Here is a 20,284-nt window from a genome sequence, read left to right as displayed (position 1 = left end):
TTATTTTGCGATTTTTAGTTATTTAGGAGGTGCCATAAGATGAAGACGTTATCAGTAGGAATCATAGGGACCGGATTTGGCGGTACCGTACATGTTCCCATTCTTCAGCTGCACCCGGGGATTGAGGTGAAATCCATTGCTAGTGTCCATCGACAACGTACGGAGGACCGCTCGTGGAATGGAATTCCGTATTACAAGAATTGGCGTGACATGCTGGAGAGTGAGCCGTTGGATCTAGTATCGATCGTATCGGCACCCGTCCATCATTATGAAATGACGATGCTCGCCTTGCAGTCCGGCCGCCATGTCCTGACGGAGAAACCTCTGGGCATGAATACGGAGCAAACATTACAAATGCTGAGAGAGTCGGAACGGGTGGAACGACAAGCTTTCGTTAATTTTCAATGGAGATGGACGCCGATTCGGCAACGAATAAAACAGATGCTGCAAGATAAAGAGCTGGGAGATATTCAGCATATCAAATATACAGGGAGCTTCGCCGGATACTCCGTACTGGCTAATTCTTACCGGGGATGGGAAGCCCGTCGCGAGGATGGCGGTGGATTCCTGTTTGCGATCGGTTCGCATATGGTAGATTCACTCTTATGGTGGATGGACGAAGAGATTACGGAAGTGTACGGTGACCTGAGAACCCAGATCCCGGCCTATAACGGAGATGCAGGGCTTGAGTTCAGGGACGCTGAGGATGCCTTTACCTTTTCGGGGCGTTTTAAGGGTGGAGCCTCTGTCCTTGCGGATGTATTTTTCCCGGGAATTCGCGGAGTCGGCTGGACGTTAGAGATCTACGGGGCCAAGGGGACACTGGTGATGCGTGATGACCAAACTCTCGAATGCAGCTTCGGCGGGGCGTTAGAGCCTATCCCGATTGAACCGTATGACCCTCCGGCTAACCTGGAGGCTCCGGCAGTGCACTATTATAACGGCTTCTATCAGATGATAGATGGGATATACCACAGCATAATTGCAAACAAATCAGTGTTGAATATGCCGAATTTCGTGGACGGCCACAAGGTACAAGCTGTTCTGGATGCGATTCGTCTTTCGTCCGTTACACACAGCCGAGTCAGCGTTGATTATGGATCCATGATTCGGCATGGATAAGAGGAAAGTCAAAGGAGGCAGCAAAGGCATGATTCCGAGGCGTTTACAGATAGGCATGTGGGATTGTTTTACGGAAGAACGATGGGATGAGCTTGCTGACAAGCATGTCAGCGGGATGGAAATATGCAGTTTTCCGAATCGGGAGGCATTATTGCAGGTCAGCGATTTTTGCTGCAGCCAGCGGATCTCTTTCGGTGTTCATGCCCCGATTCTCGGCGACGCTGGATTTCGATTGCCTCTAGTTAATGCTCCCAAGTCCGAGGAATTTCAGGAAGCACTTGAACAAATCTCGGCCGAGGTTCAGTTAGCTTCCAGTGTGGGCGCAGATTATATGCTGTTCCATTATCCATTCTATCCGGTCTTTCAGGAGCCCTTTACCCCGTATCCCAGACTTCCCGATCCCGCACATCGTTATAGCTACAACCAATTGAGCAAAACAAAATTTCGGGAAATTTCCAAGCGGTTATTTGAGTTTCTCTGTGAGCTGCAGCGCCGCTATGGGCAGCGTATTGTGCTGGAGCATGATTTTTTTGGTGACTACGAGGATGTGTTTGTGGATAGTTTTCACGCTTATCCTGAAATCGGGTTTGTGCTGGATACGGCCAGGCTTGATATAACCCGCAGGGCCTTTAACGGGTTTGACCCGTATCATTTTCTTGATCGGATGGCATCCCAGGTTTATTTGGTCCATTACAGTAACGTATTTTATGATGAGGACCAATTCACGCATCATCTGCCTGTCCTGCCGGAACAGGATCATGATGTGAATTATGGAGATGCCTACGCCTATTTGCGGTATCTTGCAGAACGTAATTCACGGTTTCATGTAACGTTTGAACACAAAGCCAGTCTCATCACTCGACAGCAGCTGCATCAGATTTATAGCCGGACGGCGTTGACGCTGGAAGAGCAGGGAGGGCACGTACTAATCCGATCGTAAATCGGATAGATATATAGAGTGGGCTAGAGCTTGCAGACTCAATGGGTGAGATAATACAGGGTACAGCGTTTGAACTGAACATCAGGTGGGGAGGAGCCCTCTATGATACAGAGCTTGATCGTTGTGTTTGTACTGACGATGATTATTCATACGGCGGAAACCTTATCATACTCCGCAAGATATGCTGGGGTGAAGCTAAACAAGATTGCTGTTGCATTATCGTTGACGGGGATCATTGTGCTGGTTTCCCGAACGTCCAACTTAGTTCAAGCCCCGCTGACGGCCAAGTTTGTTGATTATGCGAAAGTGGATCCTTCGTTTGACGTACTCTCTTATTTCAGGGCGATTTTGTTAGCGGCCTCGATCGGAACGATTGTCGCAATCGCGTTGTTTCCCACCTTCGTCAATCTGTTCAGCAGAGTCATCAGCAAGCTGGAGGTCGCCGGTTCGATTCCGAAGCTGGTATCCAGTGTGACCATTGGACAGCTCAAGAACACAAGGCATTACATAAGAAAGCCCAATTTGAAATGGAGTCAGTTTCGTTATTTAGGAGTACCCAAACGGTTTATTATGCTGAATATTGTGGTCACTGCTTTTTACACAGTAGGTGTCCTGTCATCCCTGTACGCAGCCCATCTCGTTCCTCAGTACAGCACCACGGCATCCCAAGCATCCGGACTAATTAACGGAATTGCAACTATTATTTTAACGATATTTATCGATCCCCAGCTTGGTTTGATTACCGACAAGGCGACTCGGAACGAGGAAGCGAGGGACCAGCTGGGCAAAGTATATACGATGCTGATGGTTTCAAGGTTCTTTGGGACCATGCTGGCACAGCTGGTGATCATTCCGGCCGCTTATGTGATCAGTCAGATTGTGAAGTGGATATAAGAACTGTGGTTGTGGTTAGAAAGCCAGAAGGAGAGAGGAGGAATCGTAATGACGCGTAAACGTATCGTGATGGAATCCGTGCTGTTTGCTGCAGCGATATACATAGGCTATTTTGTATTTATGATGCTGCAAGGCCTGGTGCTAACACAGAGACATGTGCGGGATCTGGATTTGACCAGGCAATATGAACGGGCGGAATCCCTGCAGGCTCAGGTAGCTTTTGGCATGATCGAGCGGAATAGCGAATGGCTTGCCGTGGCTGCAATTGGAGGTTTTATTCTGCTTGGCAGTTTATATGGATGTGTCAGATGGATGTTGGCAAAACGAAGACCGCAATCCTAACATTGGATTTTCGAGAGAGCATAAACCCTGTCATGGATTTCCGTCCGAAGCCAGGGTTATTTGCCTTGAAATCTATAGTCGATGTTGGTGATTCGAAGGTGATTGGGTCACCCAATTACCCGGTAAATGTCTTCATTCAGGCAATAAATACCTTCAATACGATGATGTAAGCGCTATTTTTATGCTTGACAGTCCTTTACGATGCGTTTATGCTAAACATGCGGTTAATTGGATCACCCAATTATCGTTTGCGCAAGTAGGGATAGAGAGGGTAGTCATATGACCATTAAGAAAATTAAATATCATCGGGTGTACGAGGATGTTATCGAACAAATCAAGAATCTGATTCTGGAAGGAAATCTGGCTCCGGGTGATGTTCTTCCGACTGAACGGGAGTTGGCCCAATCGTTTGGCATTAGCCGCGGGACATTGCGGGAAGCATTCCGCATTCTGGAGCGCGAAGGATTGATTGAAGCCAGACCCGGCGGCGGGCGCTTCCTGAGCAAAGCACTGGATGTTGCCGAGGATCGCAGCCGTATTTTGGATAATATCGAACGCGCGACCATCATTGAGTTGTTAGAGGCACGTGAATTGTTTGAGACGGGAATCGTGGAGCTGGCGGCCAAGCGTGCAACCGATGAGGATATCGCCGAGATTGAGGCAGCCTTCGCAACGTGGGGGCAGATCGATCAGAATGCGGAGGATCGCTCGAAGCCGGATCAGGCGTTTCACCTGTCAATTGCCAAAGCCACACATAACGTTGTTCTCGTCAATATGATTGAATTGCATATGGATTTGCTGCAGCGGACGCTGAGCAAAACAGCCCAGATTCCGGGTCGCAAGAGCGAGGTCTACGAAGAACATTTACTTATTTTGCAAGCCATTAAGGAACGCGATCCGGTAAAAGCGAAGCTGGCTTTGCTGAACCATCTCAGCCGGGTTAAAGAAAACATACAGAAAAACTACATTCATGTTTAAGAGGGGGAGAAACGTGCCCCTTTTAGCACAAATTGGATAATCCAATTATCCAATGGTCATGAATGAATATTTTGGTAAAGAGGGACTGCAGATGAATACAGACATTCGAATTCTATCCCCCTGCGGCATGCTGGGATATGGATTTCCTGAACAATCCTTCATGAACGGGATGGAGTTTGAACTTCACGGCATCGTCGTTGATGCGGGCTCAACGGATGGGGGACCGCATAAGCTGGGTGCCGGGGTATCGATCGTCAGTAAGCGGGCGGTTAAGAAAGACCTGGATATTATGCTCACGAACGGTTTGCCCCGAAAAATTCCTATCATCATCGGCTCGGCCGGCGGCTCGGGCGCACGGACCCATGTGAATTGGACACTCGACATCATTGATGAAATTTTGGATGAGCGGGGACTTCAGGCCAAGGTATCCGTCATATGGGCCGACTTCACCCGGGAGGAAATCCATCAGGCGAAGGAAGAAGGGCGGATTAAGGCACTAAGTCCGAATATTCCGCCACTCACCAGCGAGTTGATTGACTCCACCAACAGCATCGTTGCCCAGATGGGACATGAACCTATTGTGGAAGCGCTTCAACAGGGCGTGGACATCATCGTCTGCGGCCGGGCGTATGATCCTTCGCCTTTCGCCGCGATCGGGATCTACCACGGCAAGGACCCGGGGCTATCCTATCATCTGGGCAAAATATTGGAATGTGGTGCATTGTGCGCGGAACCGGGAACAACCAAGGACAGCATTCTTGGCACGATCAGCGACGATTCGTTTACCGTTCAGTCGCTTAACCCGGACCGGACGTGCAGCCCGACTAGCGTTGCGGCACATACCTTTTATGAGAAGGAACACCCTTATATTCTGCATGGTCCCGGATTTACGCTCGATTTGGAGAATTGCCGCTTCGAGGAAGAGGAGAAAGGCATCGTTCGCGTAACCGGCAGCCGGTTCCTTCCGGCAGAGAAATATTTCATTAAGCTGGAAGGCGCCAGGCGCGTCGCTTATCGGACCTTCGTGGTGGCGGGGATCCGGGATCCGATCCTGATCGGGAAGCTGGAAGAGGTTGAGGAATATGTTCGCAATCAGGCACGGGAATATTATCGGGAAATTCCGGAATCGGATTATCAGATTCAATTTTACAACTACGGCAAGAACGGTGTTCTCGGAAGCAAGGAGCCGGAGTCGTTCGCCGGACACGAGGTCGGCGTCATGTTCGAAGTAGTGGCCAAGACGCAGGAGTTAGCGAACAGCATCTGCGCCACGGTGCGTTCCACCTTCCTGCATTATGGATACGAAGGCCGTAAATCAACGGCAGGCAATCTGGCTTTTCCATTCGCGCCAAGCGATATCGAGTTCGGTCCTGTCTATGAATTCTCCGTCTACCATCTGATGGAAATGAACAATAATGCTTTTCGGATAGAGCATCGATAAGGAGGGACCATACCATGACTCAACTCGGCGATTTGGCGAAGGTGCTGCGAAGCAAAAACTCAGGCCCCTTCGAAATTACTTTAGACGTGTTGTTTGATTCCAAAGAGCAATATGACAAAGTGAAACAGTCCGGCATCATTACAAAACAGACGATATGTGAGCTGTATCAGATACGGGAGGAGCAGATTCATCACCTGGTATTCTTCGACCAGGCGCTGGGTTTCAAAATCACGATGTCGCGGGATATATCGTCCGGCAGTGTCGGCGACCGCGACGTGTACGGAGCCCAGCAGCATGCTCCCCTCATGAAATTATCCATTGAACATCTGGAGGAGGGGTAAGCCATGAAGGTGTTGAGACGCTTAAGGCAGGATTGGGTACTGTACGCAATGCTGTCGCTGCCTCTGCTCTACTTTTTTATCTTTCACATCATTCCGCTGTACGGCATGAAGCTTGCCTTTCAGGATTACCGGATTCTGGGGGATCATGTGTGGGTCGGGTGGAAGCACTTTAAGACGCTGTTCAGCTCGCCCGCTTTCACAAGCGTACTGCAGAATACCATCATCATCAGTTTAATGAAAATCGTATTCGTATTCCCGATTCCAATCATGTTATCACTGCTTATTAATGAAGTTCGAAGCTCGAAATATCGCAAATACGTGCAATCCGTAGTTTATTTGCCGCATTTTCTATCCTGGGTCGTTATTGCCGGGATCTGGATCAGCCTCTTGAATCCTGCCGAAGGCGGAGTCAATCTGATTGCGAATTTCTTTCAACTGCCGTCCGTTGATTACATGACCAGCAAAGAGCATATTCGTTGGGTGCTTGTATTTTCCGAAATCTGGCGAAGCGCCGGCTGGGACTCCATCATCTATCTGGCAGCCATCATGAAGATCAGCCCAGGATTGTATGAAGCAGCCAAGATTGACGGGGCGACCCGCCTGCAGCAGATGAGGTTCATTACGCTTCCTCATTTATACAGCACAGTTGTAACCGTCTTCATTCTGAATCTGGGCTTCTTCATGAATGCTGGTTTCGATCAGGTGTTTAACTTTATGAACGATTCCATCATCAGTGTGGTGGATATTCTGGACACGTATGTGTACCGAATCGGTATCGGGAACGGACAGTTTGCTTACGCAACCGCAGCGAGTCTGTTCAAGGGCGTTATCGGTATCATCCTCATCCTGGGCACGCATTTCATCTCGAAGCGCTTCTCGGGCAAGGGCGTCTGGTAAAGGAGGGATTTACGATGAGACGGCTGGAAATTTCGAAAATCGTTATTTATTTAATGTTGTTTGTGTTTACGCTCATGGTATTGGTTCCTCTCCTGAATCTGCTGGCGCTGTCCTTAACCGATCCCGGCAAAGCCCACTTGATGGGCGGACTGGACATTTTTCCGAAGGGATTCTCAACGATCAATTACCAACTGTTATTGTCCAATCCCTTGATTACGGGCAGTATTCTGAATTCGGTATGGATTACCGTGGCGGGTACCTTCCTAAATCTGCTGCTGACCTCCATGGCAGCGTACGTGCTGGCCAGAACCGAGTTTATCGGTAAAAAAGTCGTGTTGTTCTTTCTGATCGTCATTATGGTGTTTGAGCCGGGCATGATTCCCGAATACCTGCTGGTAAAGGATCTCGGACTGATGAATACGCTAACATCACTGATCCTGTACAAAGCGATCAACGTGTATTACCTCTTTATTCTTATGCGGTTTATTCAGGACATTCCGGAGGAGATTCTAGAGGCTTCCCGAATCGACGGCGCAGGTCATTTTCGCTTATATAGTCAGATCATACTGCCGCTGTCCAAACCGGGACTGGCGACATTGGGTTTGTTCTATGGGGTATACCACTGGAACGAATATTTCAGAGCCACGCTCTACATTTCGGACCCGACCAAATGGCCGCTGCAGGTTGTACTCAGACAATTTGTTGTCCGCAAGGATAATACGTCCTTGATCGGCAACCAAAACATGTTCGACAGCTCGATCAACTTTGATTTTGCTTCCCTGCAGGCAGGTACGATCATGATGGCGATTGTACCGCTGTTATTCCTATATCCGTTCATTCTGAAATATTACGCGAAAGGCGAACTGGAGGGCGGAGTGAAGGATTAATCGGGAAGGCGAAGGCAGCTAACTTATAAGGCATGAATGTTCAAATTCAAAAAAGGGGAGAAAGATGAACATGAAAAAATTAAGCCTGTTACTTATCGTTGCCATGCTGGTTATGGTCATGTCGGCATGTACATCGAAATCAAACACGCCGGGAGCAGGTCAAACTGAACCCGGAACCGCCCAGTCTGACGGGGCCGGGGATCCGGTTACGCTGAAGATCGTGTACAAGGATGAAGGAACGGCAAACCCCGTTTCGGTTAAATTCTTCGAGACCTTGGAGAAATCCCTGGCCGAAGACGAAGGCTTGAACGTGAAATTCGAGCTTGTGGATCTGGCACAAGGCAGTTATGCCGAGAACCTGAATCTGCTGCTGCTGGGCGGAACCATTCCGGATATCATCTATTTCCAGGGCGGTGACCAGCAAATTGCCGATCAAGGTCTGTTGGAAGATCTGACACCTTACATTGAAAATTCAACCTACATTAAAAATATGATGGAGCCGCACAACAAGACCCGGATGGCAAGTTATCCGTATCTGCTGTGGATCAAACCGCTCGCACCTAAAACACCGGTCATCCGGGCGGATTGGTTTAATGCCATGGAGAGCTCCAAGGCCTTGATGGAGAACCCGAGTGTCGACAATTATTATGCCTTCTTCAAGGAACTGGTGGAGAAGAAGCCGGGTGAAGGCAAGCCGAGCTACGCGCTGACGGCAGCAGGCGATATTGCCGAGATCAATTTTATTTTCAATACGGCTTTCGGTTTGGATACGACTTGGCTCAAGAAGGAAGACGGAACTTATGAGTATTCCAAGGTTTCTCAGAAAGAAAAAGAAAAGCTGACGTTCTACAATAAGCTCTACAAGGAAGGGCTGCTGGACCCGCAATTCATTACAAAGCAATGGGATACCAAGGAGGACGCCTTCTATAAAGGGGAAGCTGCCGTTATCACGGGCACAGCCGGCAAAATCATCGATTTGTATGATGGAAGAATGCAGGAACTGGGCGGAGATGACGCCAATCTGATTGTGCTCCCGCCGGCCAAGGGTGAAGCACAGGGCTTCGGAGCAACCGACGTGACGAAAGAGTCCAGAGGGCTTGCGATCTCTTCGCAGTCACCGCATAAAGACGTAGCGTTCAAGGTGTTCGATTATCTTGCAAGTCCGAAGGGGCAAATGCTGGACCGCCTCGGTTTCGAAGACGAGCATTATAAGGTGGTAGACGGCGAGATCGAGCTGAACGAGAAATATTACAGCGAATGGTATGCGCGTTTCTGGGAGCCGACCGAGATCAAATCCGAAACGCCTTTGAAAACGCCGCTCCTGGGTGAACCGGGTACCGAATCGCTGAAAATGGCTACCGAATTCTACACGGAAGACAACAATTTTATCATTCCTGAGCAGTTCATTGCGAACTGGGATGCGATGAACAACCTGTACAAGGAATATTCGACGGACTTTATTACAGGCAAGAAGGACTTGTCCCAATTCGACCAATTCGTCGAAGCCTGGAATGCTGCAGGCGGTACAGAGATTACGAAATACGCCAACGAAAACATCAAGTAAGGAGCTTATAACTATGACTTCGTTTCGTGACCGGGTGAGGGGCGTGGTGATTTCCACCGCGCTCGGAGACGCAATGGGAGCTCCAATCGAGAAGTTGACTTACGGGGAGATCAAGTCCAAATACGGACGCGTGGAATCCCTTATGACAAGATGGCATAAGATGGATCTGCCTGCCGATGTCCGGCTTGGACGAGTAAGGGGGGACGGGATTGTCACGGACGATACGCTGATGACCATTGCACTCATGAATGTGTATCTTACTGAAGGCCGGCATCTGGATGCCTATGATATGGGCAATGAATTCGTGAAGGAGATTGCGTTCCGCAAGACGTTTGTCCCGGAGCTGAATGAGGAGACGTTGATCATTGACCGGTTGTTCTATCCGGAAAAATACATCTTCATGCGTCATGTGCTGGCTAATTGCGATCCGAGAGAAGGCGGCATCGGGAATATGGTGAACTGCGGGGCGGCGATGTACATCGCCCCGATCGGGATCGTCAATGCGGGCAATCCCAAGGCGGCCTATGATGAGGCCATCCTGTTTGCGATGGGTCATCAGAGCAGCTACGGCCTGGAAGCCGCGGGCGTTCTGGCTGCTTGCGTGGCGAAGGCGTTTGAGCCGGGAGTAAGCGTGGACGACATTGTCCACACTGCGATTAGCCTGGCAAAAGACGGCACGAAAGCTGCCATTGTGGAAATGACGCAAGCTGCGCGCGATCTGCGGCAGGAGCGGGATGACATGGACAAAGTGATCGAGATGTTTCAGGCGATCATGCTCAAGTATTCGCCGATGGGCGATGACGTGAACCGTCATATCGACAAGGTTGGCATCCCAAGCAATCATTATACGCCGAGCCGTCTATGGTCGATTGAAGAACTGCCGATGGCACTAGCGTTTATCGTTCTCAACGACGGCGATTACTATCGTTCGATTCTGGACGGGGTTAACTCCGGGCGCGACACAGACTCGATCGGCGTTATGGCCGGGGTAATCCTGGGCGCCATGTACGGCGGTGAGGTTATCCGCAAGGAAGATATCGAGCAGCTGAATAAGGTGAACCGCTTGGACCTGTGTGCCATCGCGGACAGGTTCAGCGGCATTGCCGCGCAGATCATTGAGGATGATCTGCGGATCAACGAGATCCGAAAGCAAATTATGAATCGTTAGCTTTTCATGCGCAAGTATATGGTTTTAAGGCTAGGAGGGAGAGTTAATGATACCTGAACATTATCTGGAGACGGTATATGCAGGATTCATCGGTATGAACATTGGCATTAGACTCGGTGCCCCCATCGAACCGGTTGCTTGGACTTACGAACGCATTCAGGATGTGTACGGCGATATACGGGATTATGTGAAGCCGTACAAAACCTTTGCCGCCGACGATGACGCGAACGGACCGGTATTCTTTATTCGCGCGCTGTATGACGATGCGACGGACCGAGAGCTTGAACCGGAAGATGTTGGCAAGGCATGGCTCAACTACGCAAGGGAAGGGATCGGCATGTTTTGGTGGGGCGGCGAGGATATTAGTACCGAGCACCGCGCTTATGTCAATCTGCGCAAAGGCATTTCTGCCCCGCGCTCCGGTTCGATTGAGGTCAACGGCACGGAGATGGCGGAGCAGATCGGCGGCCAGATCTTCATCGATTCCTGGGGCCTGCTGTTCCCGGGTCAGGCGGAGAAAGCGGCGGATTATGCGGAAAAAGCCGCCAGTGTCTCGCACGACGGGAACGGGCTGTACGGCGCCCGCTTCATGGCTGCTTGCATAGCCAAGGCCTTTGATGCTTCATCCATGGATGAGATTATCGCGGAAGGACTTCGCATGATTCCGGATGACTCCACCTATGCGCGCGTGGTCCATGCGGTCATGGACTTCCACCGGGAGCATCCAGCGGATTTCCGCGCTTGCCGTCAATATTTGGAGGATCACTGGGGATACGATAAGTATACTGGCGTATGCCACATTATCCCGAATGCGGGCGTGTGTGTGCTTGCCCTTCTGTATGGCGGGGGGGATTTTGCGCGCACGGTTGAGATCGCATCGATGTGTGGCTGGGACACCGATTGCAACGCAGGAAACGTGGGAACGATCCTTGGCGTTTACGGCGGTCTGGCGGGGATTCCAGATCATTATCGCAAGCCGATCAATGACTTCATCGTGGCTTCCAGTGTATCCGGTTATTTGAATCTGGTGGATTTTCCGACATTCGCCAAAGAGCTTGCCCTACTTGGCTATCGTCTCAATGGAGAGAAGGCACCCGAAGATTTGGTGTCGCGGGTGAAGCAAGGCGAGGTGTATTTCGATTTCGATCTGCCGGGGTCCACGCACGGCTTTCGGACAAGCAATTCGTTCAAGACGCCTGTCTTGCGCCATACAACCAAGAATACGTATGATGGCAGAGGATCCTTGGAAGTGGTCTTTGACCGACTGGTAGAAGGCGACAGCAGCAAAATCTACTATAAACCGTTCTATCGCCGGGCGGAGTTTAACGATGAGAAATATAAGCCGACCTTTGCCCCCTTGGCCTATAGCGGGCAGACCGTATCCGCCCAAATTTATGTGGATCAGTGGGAAGGCGAACCGGTAACCTTGACTCCGTATGTGCGCAATACTTATACGCAGGAGGAAGTACGTTTGGCAACGGTTACTCCAGCGTGCGGAGAGTGGAACGCGGTTGAATTCGTCATTCCGGATACCGAAGGCGCCATGATCGATGAGATCGGCTGGATACTCGAGAGCCCTTCGCCGCTCTTGAACCGCGCTATCGGCAGTTTGTTCTTCGGACAATTCCGCATCACGGGAGCGGCGGATTATACGATCGATTTTGCCAAGCAGGCCAAAGAGTTCGCTTCTGTCACTCCATTCTCTCATCATCGAGGAAAATGGGAGCTGCGTGGCGGGGCATTGCATTGTATATCTGAAGGAGATACCTCATCCTTTTCCGGCAATTACTATGCAGGAGATATGGAGATTGAAGCGACCATTAGACCGATATCAGGCACCAGCCATTGTCTGATTACAAGGGCGCAAGGGGTCATGCGGCATTATCTGGCCGGGTTCGACGGTCCGAATTCCGTATCGTTTATCAAACAGGACTTCGGGATCAAGCGTCTGATTACGGCAAGATACGATTGGGAATGGGGGAAAGAATACCGCCTGAAGCTGGTGTCCGAAAAGGATCGGTTCATCTTGCATATTAATGGAGACAATGTGCTAGAATGCAAGGAAACCGCCTATGGTCATGGCATGTTCGGCTTTGGCTGCTTGGAGGATGGCGAGAATGAGATCAAGGATGTTCGCGTCCGTACATCAGAGCCGAAGTCGGTTTAAGAGAAGGGAGCAGGTTATCTTTGCGCAAGCTAGTTGTCATTGGAAGCATTAATATGGATGTTGTGAGTAATGTAGAGCAGTTTCCCCGGCCGGGAGAAACGATTCATAGCAGGGGCACATCTTTTTTTCCTGGGGGTAAAGGGGCGAATCAGGCTGTAGCAGCAGCCTTGGCAGGTGCGGATTGTGCCATGGTCGGCGCAGTTGGTCTTGATCCTTTTGGGAATACCCTGGTTGCTTCCTTGGAGGAGCGCGGGGTTGGCGTTACATCCGTCCTCTCCAAGACAGGCACCTCGGGAATGGCGATCATCACGGTCAATGAGGCGGGCGAGAATTATATCGTGTTGTCGGAAGGAGCCAATGGGCGGTTGACCGAAGAAGATGTTGCGAATGAGGTGAAGTGGGATGGAGTATATGCGGTGCTGCTGCAGAATGAAATTCCGTGGCAGACGACGCAGTATGTTATCCAATCGGCCAACAAGGCAGGCGTTCGCGTCTGGCTGAATCCGGCACCTGCGCGAAAGATCCCTCATGTTGTGTTGCCGCTGATCGATACATTGATTGTGAACGAGACGGAAGCCGAAGTGGTAAGCGGCCTGAAGGTGGAGGACACTGCTTCAGCGGATGCGGCTGCAGCGTTGATAATCGGCAGAGGCACCTCCAACGTGATCATCACCCTTGGCGAGCAAGGCTGCTTCTACGGGAATGCACGAGGTGAGCGTTTCACCGTTCCAGCTTTCCGCGTCAGACCCGTGGATACCACGGCAGCAGGAGATACCTTCATCGGTGCTTATGCGGCAGCTTGCACGGAGGGACTGGAAACGGAAGAAGCACTTCAGTTTGCAACTGCAGCGGCTGCACTGACGGTGACCCGGCCAGGCGCGCAAGCCTCCATACCGTCCAAGGAAGAGATTCTGGCTTTTATAAATATGTAATTCGTTGCACAAGCGGGAGGGCGTCTTCGTTGCCTTCTCGCTTTTATTATTTTACCCACTCGCATTTCGAATGTGCGACGGCGGCGTCCATGACGGCGATCCACCATCTATCGCGGATCTGATGAGGTTGTAATGGGGGTGAGCCAGATTATGTGAGATCTAAATGGAGCTGCCCGACATGTTCTGCCGAACCCTTTCATATATGTAAGAGTGATAATAATGAATCTATGAAATGGGGTATCTGACCAATGGCAAAACAAAAAAGAGGCAAATCCTTGTGGAACCTACCCACTCGCGCGCGCGGTACATGTCCGGTGTGCAAGAGTACCCGAACTAAATTGTTGTATCCCCGAACCAAATCGGACGGGACTGCCCTGAAAGTGTGCAAGCGCTGCGACGGCGCTTCGCAGGAGCGGGTGGACGCTGCTGTGTAGCTAACACCACTGGCCTTGGTTGTTGTGACAGTGGGATTATTTCGTGCATGACTGTCCGAGATCCGGCTTATAAGCTTCCTCACAGGAGCATACTGAAGTCAATCTGGCTCAAGGTGTAGCTGTAAGGGCGCATGCTCAGATTTCTGTCCAACATGCAGCTCGGGTATCACCCGCTGCGTCCCAGAATCCCTGCTTTCGCTTGCCGTTCAGGGATTATCTGGAATATAATAGTTATATCTATGAGTGTGCATAGACCGTTTTCTTCGTGAAGCGGTCTATGCTTTTTTAAGAGATCAGAAAGTATAAACATCCGAGGCTTAGCATCCTGATCTCGCAAGAAAAACTTCCGCTAAATGCGGTCTGTCTTCTGAGAAAGTACGTCGATAGACGTTTTTCTTACACGAATACAAGATTTTAGAGTCGCGCTCTTATTCAAGTTGCAGCTAACTAATGTAAGAACCGGTGGAAGTTGAAATGTAAGAGAGCGGAGAAGAACATCAAGTCATTGGTGGTGGATGGTATGTTAGAGGAACGGTTAAAGGAGTACATAAGCCAGCATAAGCAATTGATGACGGATTTGGGCAGCGTTCACGACTTAGGGCTGCCGCAATGCTATATTGCTGCAGGCTACATTCGAAATTATGTGTGGGACTTGCTTCATGGGTCAGAAGGGACGGACCGGCATACGGATATCGATGTTGTATACTTCGATCCGGAGGATGTTTCTGAAGCGCGGGATATTCGATTGGAAGAGCTTCTAAGAACAACAACGGGGAACCCGAAATGGTCGGTCAAGAATCAGGCCAGAATGCATGCGAAGAATGGAGATGAGCCCTATCACTCGACTCATGATGCGTTAGCTCATTGGACGGAGACGGCTACCGCAGTCGGGGCAAGGCTGAACGCCGAAGGAGAGCTTGAACTTTGCTGTCCTTACGGACTGGAGGATTTATTTGCGCTTCGGGTTCGCAGAAGCCCTAACTTTCATAAGCGACGCTATTATTTGGAGCGGGTTGGGAAGAAGCAATGGAAGGATCAGTGGCCGCAGCTAACGATAAGCGAAGATTAGAAAAAGATAGAAAAAGGTATCCTAGCAGGAGTTGCAGTGAGCAAGGAAATAGGCTTGTCCGTATGGAATTTATAGAGTGATTTATAACGGCCAGAACAAGGGGATATAGCATGGACATTTTCAACCGCGCACGTGAAAAGGAAGTATCGTATCACGAGACATTGTATGAAGAAGCCGTACTGTTTCAACCTGGGAGCTGGTTAGCCAAGCCCGTTCAGACGGTCCTGGATCATTTGGAATTATTGTCGTTTCGTGAGATGCGGGTACTGGATCTAGGCTGTGGCGTCGGGCGTAACAGCATCCCGGTTGCGGAGCGGATCCAAGCGGTGAACGGGAAGGTCATCTGCGTGGATCTGCTGCCATCGGCAGTTGATAAGCTGCAGCAGTATGCCGAATTGTATGGGGTAAACTCAAATCTTGAGGCACTTGTGGCAGACGTAGAACACTATGAAATTGCCGAGGATACTTATCATTACGTCATCGCATGCTCATGTCTGGAGCATATGAGCTCCGAGGAAGCCTTTGTATCCAAGATCAAACAGATGCAGGCTGGAACCGTGGAGCAGGGCATACATTGCATATTGATGAGCACAGAGGTGAAGGAAATCGATCAGGAAACGGGCTTGGAGGAGAGAGGCTTAATCGAGTTGAATCTATCCACAGGCAGAGCCTTCTCCATCCTTGATGAGCTGTATTCGGAATGGGAGATCTTAACGAGGCGGCAGGTGCAGCAGGATATTCAGGAAGTGAAGGATGGGAGAGACGTACTTTTCCGAAGTCAATGGATTACCTTCACTGCAAGAAAAGGAGTGTGTTGACCGTGGTGAAACATACGCATCTCGGCGTTTATGGAGTACTGATTCAGTATGATCATATCCTGTTGATCCAGAAAGCGAGAGGACCGCACAAGGGGAAGTGGGATTTACCGGGCGGCTCCATTGAGTTCGGAGAAGAGCCGGAGCATACGCTGCAGCGCGAATTTTTAGAGGAAACCGGGCTTTCTCCAATAAAGGGGAGCATTCGGACGGCTGTATCTTACACGATCGTATATCAGTATGAAGCGAATCAGATGGAAGAGCTGCATCACATCGGCATCATGTATGATGTCGAGCTGTTGGATCTTCAAGCTGTTATCAAAACGGACGGTGACGGCCAAGACTCATTAGGAGCCAAATGGATTCCTTTGGAGTCATTGGAGTTGTTGCCGTTAACACCGTTTGTAGAGATGATGATGGAGCCCGTATTAAAGGGTGAGGCTCATAAAAAAGCAGAGGTTGAAGGATGACGACTATCTATTTTGTGAGACATGCGGAAGCTCCCTTTATCGATGGGAAGGAGAGGTCGCGGGGATTGTCCGCGGAGGGTTCCCACGCTGCGGTTCGAGTCAAGGAATTGCTCCTGGGAGAAGGGATTGATGCTATCCTTGCAAGCCCCTATCAGCGAGCCAAGGACACGGTCCAACCATTGGCGGATGCTTTAGGACTCCCGATTGCGGAGCAAGAGGACTTAAGGGAACGGAAGGTCGGAGATTTTCAGGGGCATTCCTTCCTCGAGGCCAAAAAGATACTGTTTCAGGATCCAACCACGCCTTTCCCCGGAGGGGAATCCAGCAAAATCGCACAAAGCCGAGCAGTCCAGGTGCTAGAGGAAATCTTGAATACGCATATAGGAAAGCGTGTTGTGATTGGCACGCACGGCGACATTATGACACTTATGCTGCGGCATTATGATCAACGGTTCGATTATCTTTTCTGGCAAGGAACGACGCTGCCCGATATATACCGAGTCGAGTTTGAAGAAGGGCGGCTTGTGAATATCGCGCGGTTATGGAGCGAGCAATAATGCAGGTGTACTTTACATGATACATAAGGGAGCTGTCCTACATGAAGGGTCTGCTCAGACGGACGATTCGTCAGATTAAAAATGTGTCCAATGAAGAAATGGCTGTGCTCAGGATGGTATCCTTGCACAGCCATTTTTTGCATTTTCGGTTCGTTGCCGCTTCGAAAGCAGTAGACATGATGTAGGCCGTACCCTACTTAAAATTTGAAAATGTTGATCGTTTTTTGCAGCTGGAAGACGGCATTATTCATCGCTTCTGCTTCCTCGGCCATCTTCTGCATCGAAGAGATGCCTTCATTCATGGATGCCGACACCTGCTCCGTTCCTGCGGCGGATTGCTGCGTGATCGCCGATATGTTCTGAATGGCGGAAGAAATACTCTTCGCACTTTCCAGCATGGATTCGCTCTCTTTGGAGAAAGCGGCGATCTGTTCCGAAATATACTGCACACTGTTTACAATCTCCATGAACACCAGCTCAGCTTCACGGATCATTTCGGTTTGCTGTCTGACGACCTCTTCATTAATTTTTATGTTCTGAGTCGCATGTTTGACATCCGATTCGATGCTCCTTACGAGATTGAATACTTCCCGCGTTGATGATGTGGATTCCTCAGCCAATTTACGCACCTCTTGTGCGACAACGGCAAAGCCAGCGCCATGCTCGCCTGCCCTTGCCGCTTCAATGGATGCGTTTAAGGATAACAAGTTGGTCTGATCGGCAAGTTCCGAGATCGTCTCCGTGATCTGCGTAATTCCCCTGGCGCTCTTAGCCAGCGCATCAATGGATTCCGAGACCTTGGCCGTTGCGTCAATATTACGCTGCATCCCTGCAGACTGCTTGGCAACGGAGTCCCTTCCTTGCTCCACCAGTCCCAGCGTTTCGATCGAACGGGTATTCATTTCCTGGGTTGAATGCGTATAATTGCTGACCTTCTCTTCGATCTCACCGATGGAATGCGTCATTTCGGCTACATCTTCCGAAATTTCGTTAGCGCCGACGGCCAGCTCATTGGAGGATATGGAGACTTGATTCATCACTTGAATGAGCTCCTGGTTCTTAATCGAGATGTTGGAGCTTGACGACATGACCTGGCGGGTGATATCCGAGGTTTCCTGCAATATTTTTCGAAGCTTGTCCACCATGCTGTTGAACGTTCGGCTGAGATCGTTCATGCCCCCAACCTCTTCTACCTGGAAGGTGAAATCGCCTTTGGCGATTTTGGCGGAAACGCTGGAGATTTCCGCAAAGGAATTGGTAAGCGTTTTCTCAATAAGACGAGAAAGAGGAAAAGTAAGACCGGTTAGTGCCACGACGATGACCACGCCAATGATTGCTTTACCCATCAGAATAAATGCAAGCAGCATTGGAACCGCAAACAAAGCGGCAATGAGAAAACAGGCTGCGGTAATTTTTCGCGAGATAGGGAGTCTGTTGAACCATGCCATAAGAATGAGTCCTCCTCAACAACATAGGATATATTTACCATGATTATAGCATCGACAGGCAAAACTAGATATAACGAATTGACAAAAAGTGTTGGATTAGGTCGAAAGAACTGAAATTGAGGAGGGAGAGGGGAGACGCATCAAATATGCGAATCCCCACTTGATGCACAGATATGAAGTGGTTTTATTTTACAGCTCGGAATAAGGCGGAAGCGAGATAATCGGTATTATCCAGGATCATGCGGTCATGCTTGAACAGCGTTTCCCAGAGCGCCACATCGAACAGGAGTCCTTTATCGCGCTGTTCAAATGTATCCAGATGACGTGTTTGCTCTTCCTTTAACTGCTCATTGAAGTGGTTATACTCCAGAATTTCTTCCTGTTTAAACCCGCAAGCCAAGAGGGAGTCTGCCCATTCTTCCCGCATCATGAGATTAGGAATTCCGAAGAATTCGAGCAGTTCCTGAAGTTTTGCCTCCGGCATGGGTTTATCAAGCAGCAATTCTCTATCCTGCAGGACGCCTCCATGATCCAGAACGCGGTAATATTCGGGCAGCGATTTCGAAGTATCCGTAAATACGGTAACGGACTCGGCCATGATTAGGTCGAATTGGTTGTCCTCGAAAGGCAATGCGCATACATCCGCTTGTTGGAACTGCACGTCGATTTCCATCGCTTCGGCTCTTGCACGGGCTTTTTTGATCATATTTTCGTTCAGGTCAATGGCCGTTACTTGATACCCCATCTCCGAAAGATGGCATGCGGTTCTGCCCGTTCCACACCCGACCTCCAGAATTCGGCTGCCCGGTTGAATAGGATAATTCTTCAGCATTCGGAGGGTTGCCTCGAATCCTCCCGGGTGGGCACTACCCATACCTAATTTGGAGAGCATATGAATATAGTTCATCTCATCTATCCCTTCTTCCTTGTCATCAACATGAGGGTAATCGTTTATTTACCATATGATTCAGGTACGTTTAGGGTTTTAGCTGAATTAGATATTTTGAGCCCTTTTTTCGGGAGGATCAGAATCATAATGGAGGAAACGTCATGAGGATGGAACCGGTAGAAGCAGCGGAACGCATCATTCAACACGATTATCCCCACTGTTTGCTAGCTGTGCTTGGCGGCAGCGCGAGCAGAGGCGAATATAATGAACAATCCGATTTGGACATCATGGTCATTGAGCGAGATAGTTATGATTTCAGGAGGAAGACGATAGAGGTACATGGGTGGATCGCGGAAATATTTATATTGTCTTTATCCTCCTATCGCGAATATTTCGACGAGGGAGTGAGCGCGGCGAATCCTTCATTGCAGCGGATGGTCGTAGAAGGGACGGTGCTGCGTGCGCTGCCTGAGGGGGAAGAGGTGCGGGCGGAAGCCCGAAGCGACTTGAATTACGGACCCATGCCCTTGACGCTAAACGACATTGACGAGTACCGTTATATGCTAACCGAGTACATGCTGGATTTGAACAGTCCCCGAAGGGATGGCGAAAAATGGTTTACGGTGCACAAAATAGCGGCGATTCTCTGTGATTTTGTACTTAGGGTGAACCGGGAGTGGACCGGTGAAGGGAAAACACTGTTCCGCCTGTTCAACTGCTATGACTCGATCTTGGGAGAACGATTGGAAGCAGCGCTCGCGGCGATGTATCGCCAGGATGATCCTTCAGTTCTAATCGCATTCACCGAGGAAATGCTCCGTCCGTACGGAGGCAAGCTTCTCATCGGTTATGAGGAATAAAATTTCCTTGCCAATATAAAAAAGAGGGGTACATTAGCCGTGACGCTAGCACGACGCGGGCAATACTTT

Annotated in this window: 22 protein-coding genes; 20 read left to right on the top strand and 2 right to left on the bottom strand. The window is 49.9% G+C overall.

Translation table 11 applies throughout. From position 1 onward, the window contains the following. The first annotated feature begins 39 nt into the window (after positions 1–39). From ABEW73_RS00205 to ABEW73_RS00115, 19 genes are all read left to right on the top strand, one after another. Entirely contained in the window at positions 40–1,122 is a 1,083-nt protein-coding gene (locus tag ABEW73_RS00205; RefSeq protein WP_430172866.1) for a Gfo/Idh/MocA family protein, read from the top strand. A 28-nt stretch (positions 1,123–1,150) separates the two neighbouring features. Beyond that, positions 1,151–2,062, top strand: a complete 912-nt coding sequence (locus ABEW73_RS00200) for a sugar phosphate isomerase/epimerase (RefSeq protein ID WP_430172868.1) — start codon at positions 1,151–1,153, stop codon at positions 2,060–2,062. Positions 2,063–2,164: 102 nt separating this feature from the next. Then, entirely contained in the window at positions 2,165–2,956 is a 792-nt protein-coding gene (locus ABEW73_RS00195) for a lipid II flippase Amj family protein (protein ID WP_430172870.1), read from the top strand. A gap of 48 nt (positions 2,957–3,004) precedes the next feature. Continuing rightward, entirely contained in the window at positions 3,005–3,298 is a 294-nt protein-coding gene (locus tag ABEW73_RS00190; RefSeq protein ID WP_430172872.1) for a hypothetical protein, read from the top strand. 279 nt (positions 3,299–3,577) lie between these two features. After that, the gene (locus tag ABEW73_RS00185; RefSeq protein WP_430172874.1) at positions 3,578–4,276 is read left to right on the top strand and encodes a FadR/GntR family transcriptional regulator; all 699 of its coding nucleotides are present in this window, start codon (positions 3,578–3,580) and stop codon (positions 4,274–4,276) included. Between the two features lie 91 nt (positions 4,277–4,367). Beyond that, complete coding sequence (locus tag ABEW73_RS00180) at positions 4,368–5,717, top strand: acyclic terpene utilization AtuA family protein (protein WP_430172875.1); 1,350 nt, start codon at positions 4,368–4,370, stop codon at positions 5,715–5,717. Between the two features lie 14 nt (positions 5,718–5,731). Further along, positions 5,732–6,058, top strand: a complete 327-nt coding sequence (locus tag ABEW73_RS00175) for a DUF4387 domain-containing protein (RefSeq protein WP_430172877.1) — start codon at positions 5,732–5,734, stop codon at positions 6,056–6,058. 3 nt (positions 6,059–6,061) lie between these two features. Next, entirely contained in the window at positions 6,062–6,955 is an 894-nt protein-coding gene (locus tag ABEW73_RS00170; RefSeq protein WP_083659788.1) for an ABC transporter permease, read from the top strand. Positions 6,956–6,969: 14 nt separating this feature from the next. Then, entirely contained in the window at positions 6,970–7,842 is an 873-nt protein-coding gene (locus tag ABEW73_RS00165) for a carbohydrate ABC transporter permease (RefSeq protein ID WP_430172879.1), read from the top strand. A 70-nt stretch (positions 7,843–7,912) separates the two neighbouring features. Then, entirely contained in the window at positions 7,913–9,406 is a 1,494-nt protein-coding gene (locus ABEW73_RS00160; protein ID WP_430172881.1) for an extracellular solute-binding protein, read from the top strand. Between the two features lie 13 nt (positions 9,407–9,419). Further along, positions 9,420–10,574, top strand: coding sequence for an ADP-ribosylglycohydrolase family protein (locus tag ABEW73_RS00155; RefSeq protein ID WP_430172883.1), 1,155 nt, complete (start codon positions 9,420–9,422; stop codon positions 10,572–10,574). A gap of 46 nt (positions 10,575–10,620) precedes the next feature. Beyond that, positions 10,621–12,741, top strand: coding sequence for an ADP-ribosylglycohydrolase family protein (locus ABEW73_RS00150; RefSeq protein WP_430172884.1), 2,121 nt, complete (start codon positions 10,621–10,623; stop codon positions 12,739–12,741). Positions 12,742–12,761: 20 nt separating this feature from the next. Further along, a complete protein-coding gene (gene rbsK, locus ABEW73_RS00145) occupies positions 12,762–13,673 on the top strand; it encodes a ribokinase (RefSeq protein WP_430172886.1) in 912 nt (303 codons plus the stop codon). Positions 13,674–13,921: 248 nt separating this feature from the next. Next, entirely contained in the window at positions 13,922–14,107 is a 186-nt protein-coding gene (locus tag ABEW73_RS00140; RefSeq protein WP_074961828.1) for a hypothetical protein, read from the top strand. Positions 14,108–14,627: 520 nt separating this feature from the next. Then, positions 14,628–15,176 (top strand): nucleotidyltransferase family protein, encoded by a 549-nt coding sequence (locus ABEW73_RS00135; protein ID WP_430172888.1) that lies wholly within the window; start codon positions 14,628–14,630, stop codon positions 15,174–15,176. A 110-nt stretch (positions 15,177–15,286) separates the two neighbouring features. After that, a complete protein-coding gene (locus ABEW73_RS00130; protein ID WP_430172890.1) occupies positions 15,287–15,994 on the top strand; it encodes a class I SAM-dependent methyltransferase in 708 nt (235 codons plus the stop codon). 2 nt (positions 15,995–15,996) lie between these two features. Beyond that, positions 15,997–16,461 carry an NUDIX hydrolase gene (locus ABEW73_RS00125; RefSeq protein WP_430172893.1) on the top strand — a complete coding sequence of 155 codons (465 nt, stop codon included), beginning with the start codon at positions 15,997–15,999 and terminating at the stop codon, positions 16,459–16,461. Next, on the top strand, positions 16,458–17,018 hold the full coding sequence (locus ABEW73_RS00120; RefSeq protein ID WP_430172895.1) for a histidine phosphatase family protein: 561 nt from the start codon (positions 16,458–16,460) through the stop codon (positions 17,016–17,018). The genes ABEW73_RS00125 and ABEW73_RS00120 overlap by 4 nt, the downstream gene beginning before the upstream one ends. A gap of 41 nt (positions 17,019–17,059) precedes the next feature. Then, a complete protein-coding gene (locus ABEW73_RS00115; protein ID WP_430172897.1) occupies positions 17,060–17,203 on the top strand; it encodes a hypothetical protein in 144 nt (47 codons plus the stop codon). A gap of 12 nt (positions 17,204–17,215) precedes the next feature. Here the strand turns inward: ABEW73_RS00115 and ABEW73_RS00110 are convergent, their stop codons facing one another. Together ABEW73_RS00110 and ABEW73_RS00105 are read right to left on the bottom strand one after the other, a co-directional pair. Next, positions 17,216–18,466: a methyl-accepting chemotaxis protein gene (locus ABEW73_RS00110; RefSeq protein WP_430172899.1), complete on the bottom strand. Its 1,251-nt coding sequence runs from the start codon at positions 18,464–18,466 to the stop codon at positions 17,216–17,218. A 184-nt stretch (positions 18,467–18,650) separates the two neighbouring features. Further along, positions 18,651–19,373 carry a class I SAM-dependent methyltransferase gene (locus tag ABEW73_RS00105; protein WP_430172900.1) on the bottom strand — a complete coding sequence of 241 codons (723 nt, stop codon included), beginning with the start codon at positions 19,371–19,373 and terminating at the stop codon, positions 18,651–18,653. 143 nt (positions 19,374–19,516) lie between these two features. On the opposite strand from ABEW73_RS00105, the gene ABEW73_RS00100 reads away from it, so the two are divergent. Then, a complete protein-coding gene (locus ABEW73_RS00100; RefSeq protein ID WP_430172902.1) occupies positions 19,517–20,215 on the top strand; it encodes a nucleotidyltransferase domain-containing protein in 699 nt (232 codons plus the stop codon). The last annotated feature ends 69 nt before the right edge of the window (positions 20,216–20,284 follow it).

The organism is Paenibacillus lautus (genome assembly GCF_050482385.1).
GTDB lineage: Bacteria > Bacillota > Bacilli > Paenibacillales > Paenibacillaceae > Paenibacillus_AQ > Paenibacillus_AQ lautus_B.
The sequence above is the reverse complement of the archived record's forward strand: the minus strand, read 5'-3'. Positions and strand labels throughout refer to the sequence as shown.

What these genes read in the sequence shown, in the direction of transcription:
- ABEW73_RS00205 (WP_430172866.1), top strand. Translation starts at nt 40, where the DNA reads ATGAAGACGTTATCAGTAGGAATCATAGGGACCGGATTTGGCGGTACC.
- ABEW73_RS00200 (WP_430172868.1), top strand. Translation starts at nt 1,151, where the DNA reads ATGATTCCGAGGCGTTTACAGATAGGCATGTGGGATTGTTTTACGGAA.
- ABEW73_RS00195 (WP_430172870.1), top strand. Translation starts at nt 2,165, where the DNA reads ATGATACAGAGCTTGATCGTTGTGTTTGTACTGACGATGATTATTCAT.
- ABEW73_RS00190 (WP_430172872.1), top strand. Translation starts at nt 3,005, where the DNA reads ATGACGCGTAAACGTATCGTGATGGAATCCGTGCTGTTTGCTGCAGCG.
- ABEW73_RS00185 (WP_430172874.1), top strand. Translation starts at nt 3,578, where the DNA reads ATGACCATTAAGAAAATTAAATATCATCGGGTGTACGAGGATGTTATC.
- ABEW73_RS00180 (WP_430172875.1), top strand. Translation starts at nt 4,368, where the DNA reads ATGAATACAGACATTCGAATTCTATCCCCCTGCGGCATGCTGGGATAT.
- ABEW73_RS00175 (WP_430172877.1), top strand. Translation starts at nt 5,732, where the DNA reads ATGACTCAACTCGGCGATTTGGCGAAGGTGCTGCGAAGCAAAAACTCA.
- ABEW73_RS00170 (WP_083659788.1), top strand. Translation starts at nt 6,062, where the DNA reads ATGAAGGTGTTGAGACGCTTAAGGCAGGATTGGGTACTGTACGCAATG.
- ABEW73_RS00165 (WP_430172879.1), top strand. Translation starts at nt 6,970, where the DNA reads ATGAGACGGCTGGAAATTTCGAAAATCGTTATTTATTTAATGTTGTTT.
- ABEW73_RS00160 (WP_430172881.1), top strand. Translation starts at nt 7,913, where the DNA reads ATGAAAAAATTAAGCCTGTTACTTATCGTTGCCATGCTGGTTATGGTC.
- ABEW73_RS00155 (WP_430172883.1), top strand. Translation starts at nt 9,420, where the DNA reads ATGACTTCGTTTCGTGACCGGGTGAGGGGCGTGGTGATTTCCACCGCG.
- ABEW73_RS00150 (WP_430172884.1), top strand. Translation starts at nt 10,621, where the DNA reads ATGATACCTGAACATTATCTGGAGACGGTATATGCAGGATTCATCGGT.
- ABEW73_RS00140 (WP_074961828.1), top strand. Translation starts at nt 13,922, where the DNA reads ATGGCAAAACAAAAAAGAGGCAAATCCTTGTGGAACCTACCCACTCGC.
- ABEW73_RS00135 (WP_430172888.1), top strand. Translation starts at nt 14,628, where the DNA reads ATGTTAGAGGAACGGTTAAAGGAGTACATAAGCCAGCATAAGCAATTG.
- ABEW73_RS00130 (WP_430172890.1), top strand. Translation starts at nt 15,287, where the DNA reads ATGGACATTTTCAACCGCGCACGTGAAAAGGAAGTATCGTATCACGAG.
- ABEW73_RS00120 (WP_430172895.1), top strand. Translation starts at nt 16,458, where the DNA reads ATGACGACTATCTATTTTGTGAGACATGCGGAAGCTCCCTTTATCGAT.
- ABEW73_RS00115 (WP_430172897.1), top strand. Translation starts at nt 17,060, where the DNA reads ATGAAGGGTCTGCTCAGACGGACGATTCGTCAGATTAAAAATGTGTCC.
- ABEW73_RS00110 (WP_430172899.1), bottom strand. Translation starts at nt 18,466, where the DNA reads ATGGCATGGTTCAACAGACTCCCTATCTCGCGAAAAATTACCGCAGCC.
- ABEW73_RS00105 (WP_430172900.1), bottom strand. Translation starts at nt 19,373, where the DNA reads ATGAACTATATTCATATGCTCTCCAAATTAGGTATGGGTAGTGCCCAC.
- ABEW73_RS00100 (WP_430172902.1), top strand. Translation starts at nt 19,517, where the DNA reads ATGAGGATGGAACCGGTAGAAGCAGCGGAACGCATCATTCAACACGAT.